Raw genomic sequence first — 2,709 nt, 5'->3', positions numbered from 1 at the left:
GTCGCGCCTGCTGCCGGTGTACGGGGTGCCGCTGCCGGGGGCCCCGGAGACGGCGGGGGCCCCGGTCACGGGCGGCGGCGCCGCCCCTGCCCTGCTGGTGGTGCCGGCCGTGCCGTGGTGGTGCCGGGTCAGTCGCGGGTGCCGGCGCCCCGGACGCCGTCGAGGATCATGGCGACGGCGGTGTCGGCGATGACGCCGGGCTCCTCCGCCACGGTCAGTTCGATGCGCCGGACCGCCGCGTCCACGGAGCCCTGCAGCAGCATGGCCGCGAGACGGGGCTCCGCGTGGCCGAGGTCGCCGAGCGCCTCCACGATCATGGCGATCAGCCCGCCGTGCGCGGCCCGGATCTTCTCGCGGGCGCCCGCGTCCAGTTCGCTGGCGGAGATCGCGACCACGGCCCGGTGGCGCCGGTCCCCGACGAGGTCGAGCTGGCGCCGTACGTATGCCTCGATCTTCTCCTCGGGCGTCCCCGCCCGCTCCATCGCGCTCTCCACCTCGGCCGCCCAGACGGGGAAGTCGACGGCGCAGAGCTCTTCCACGACGGCGGCGCGGGAGCGGAAGTACTCGTAGACGGAGGACCGGGCGAGGCCCGTGCGTTCGGCGAGGGCGGGGAAGGTCAGCGCTTCCGTGCCCCCTTCGGACAAGAGGGAGCGCGCTGCGTCCAGGAGGGCGCCGCGCTGCATGGTCCGGTGCTCGGCCACGGAGGCCGCTCGAATCCTGGGCACGGCTCCACTCTACGGCGACCGCCTCCCAGAGGGACGCGTGCGGGCCGAAGTGACCGGACCGGGCGCCCGGCGGGCCGGCTCAGCGCCCGGCGTCCGCCAGCTTCGCGCGGAGCTGGAGCACGGACTTGGTGTGGATCTGGCTGACCCGGCTCTCGGTGACCCCGAGGACGTTGCCGATCTCGGCGAGGGTCAGACCCTCGTAGTAGTAGAGCGTGACGACCGTCTTCTCACGGTCCGGGAGGGTGTTGATCGCCCGGGCCAGCAGCCTTCTCAGCTCCCGGTCCTCCGCCACCTCGACCGGGTCGTCGGCGGCGGTGTCCTCCAGCGTGTCCATCAGGCTCAGCCGGTCGCCGCCCTCGCCGCCGACGTGCAGCAGCTCCTCCAGCGCGACCACGTTGGCCAGGGACAACTGGCTGAAAACAGCGTGCAGGTCATCCAGCGTGACGCCCATCTCCGCCGCGACCTCCGCCTCGGACGGGGTGCGGCGCAGCTGCGCCTCCAGCGTCGCGTAGGCGCGTTCGACGGCGCGGGCCTTCTGCCGCACCGAGCGCGGGATCCAGTCCAGCGCCCGGAGTTCGTCGATCATCGCGCCCCGGATGCGGGTGATCGCGTACGTCTCGAACTTGATGGCCCGTTCGATGTCGAACTTCTCGATCGCGTCGATCAGCCCGAACACCCCGGACGAGACGAAGTCCGCCTGCTCGACGTTGGACGGCAGGCCCACGCTCACCCGGCCGGCGACGTACTTGACCAGGGGTGAGTAGTGCAGGATCAGCTGCTCCCGCAGCCGCCCGTCGCCGGTCGTCTTGTACGAGCGCCACAGCTCGTCGAGCGAGGACGGGGCGGGAGGGCGCACAGTGCCACGCGCAGCCGGTGGTACTGCCGCGCGGTCAGACCCGGAGGTGTGCTGGGGCATGTGGTGCCTTGAGCCGTTCTGCCGTGAAGTACTGGGACGTGTCTCTGGGGCGGAATCCTTGTGAGCGTAGCGTGACTGAGGTGTCGCGGTGCGCGCAGGATAGAGGATGGCGACCGGGCGCTCGCGGGCCTGCGGACACGACGCGCGAACCGGCTGCGGACATGACAGCCCGCAGGGGTGCGGACACGTCGGGCGCCCGGGGCCGTCGCCGCAGGCACCGGCCCCGGAGCCACCGTCGAAACGTCCGCCGAGGTCATCGGCATCACCTTTTCACCCGAATGCCCCAGGTCAAGAACCGCCTCGCCGCGCGTCGTCCCGGCAAGTCGCCCTCCGCGTCAACCTCCAGCCCTCGCCCTCACGTTCGACGTATCCCAGTGAGTGCAGTTCGTACAGTTTGCCGAGGGCCTCGTCGGCGCTGGTCCCGGCGCCCCGCGCCACCTCCCGGACATCGACGGCGGCGCGCGCCGGAAGCGCCTCCAGCACCCGCCCGGCGACGGCGTCGAGCAGGTCCCGGTCCAGCAGCGGACCGCTCCTGGACGGCGCCAGGTCCCCGATGTCACCCACCAGCTCCGCCACTTCGGCGGCGTCCGTCACCAGCACGCCCTCCCCGCGCAGGAGTTCGTGGACACCGGCCGACAGACCGCTGGTCGCCGGACCGGGAACCCCCATGGTGAAGCGCCCCAGCCGCTGCGCGACCCGTGCCGTCACCAGCGAACCGCTGCGGTACTGCGCCTCCACGACCACCGTCCCCCGCGTCAGCGCGGCGATCACCCTGTTCCGCAGGACGAACCGGCTCCGCGTCGGGTGCTCGGACGGTGGCAGCTCACCGATGACGAGCCCCTGCCCGGCCACCCGCGCGATCAGCTCGGCGTGCCCCGGCGGATAGGCCACGTCCACCCCGCAGGCCAGCACCGCGATCGTCGCCCCGCCCGCCGCCAGCGCACCCCGGTGCGCCGCGCCGTCCACCCCGAAGGCGGCGCCCGAGACCACCACCCAGCCGCGCTCCGCGAGCCCCGCGCCCAGCGTCGCCGCCATGTGCGCCCCGTACGGGGTGCACGCGCGGGCCCC

The 2,709-nt window shown here is 73.3% G+C and carries 3 protein-coding genes; all 3 read right to left on the bottom strand.

Annotated features, from left to right (window positions below; translation table 11 throughout):
- Positions 1-128 precede the first annotated feature (128 nt).
- Entirely contained in the window at positions 129-701 is a 573-nt protein-coding gene (locus tag G3I41_RS34255) for a TetR/AcrR family transcriptional regulator (RefSeq protein WP_073863156.1), read from the bottom strand.
- A gap of 103 nt (positions 702-804) precedes the next feature.
- Positions 805-1,641 carry an RNA polymerase sigma factor WhiG gene (whiG, locus tag G3I41_RS34250; protein WP_143625984.1) on the bottom strand — a complete coding sequence of 279 codons (837 nt, stop codon included), beginning with the start codon at positions 1,639-1,641 and terminating at the stop codon, positions 805-807.
- A gap of 288 nt (positions 1,642-1,929) precedes the next feature.
- Positions 1,930-2,709: DNA-processing protein DprA (locus tag G3I41_RS34245; protein WP_164404418.1), on the bottom strand; the 780-nt coding region annotated here is incomplete at its 5' end.

The organism is Streptomyces sp. SID9727, from assembly GCF_010550605.1.
In the GTDB taxonomy this organism is placed as follows: domain Bacteria; phylum Actinomycetota; class Actinomycetes; order Streptomycetales; family Streptomycetaceae; genus Streptomyces.
The sequence above is the reverse complement of the archived record's forward strand: the minus strand, read 5'-3'. Positions and strand labels throughout refer to the sequence as shown.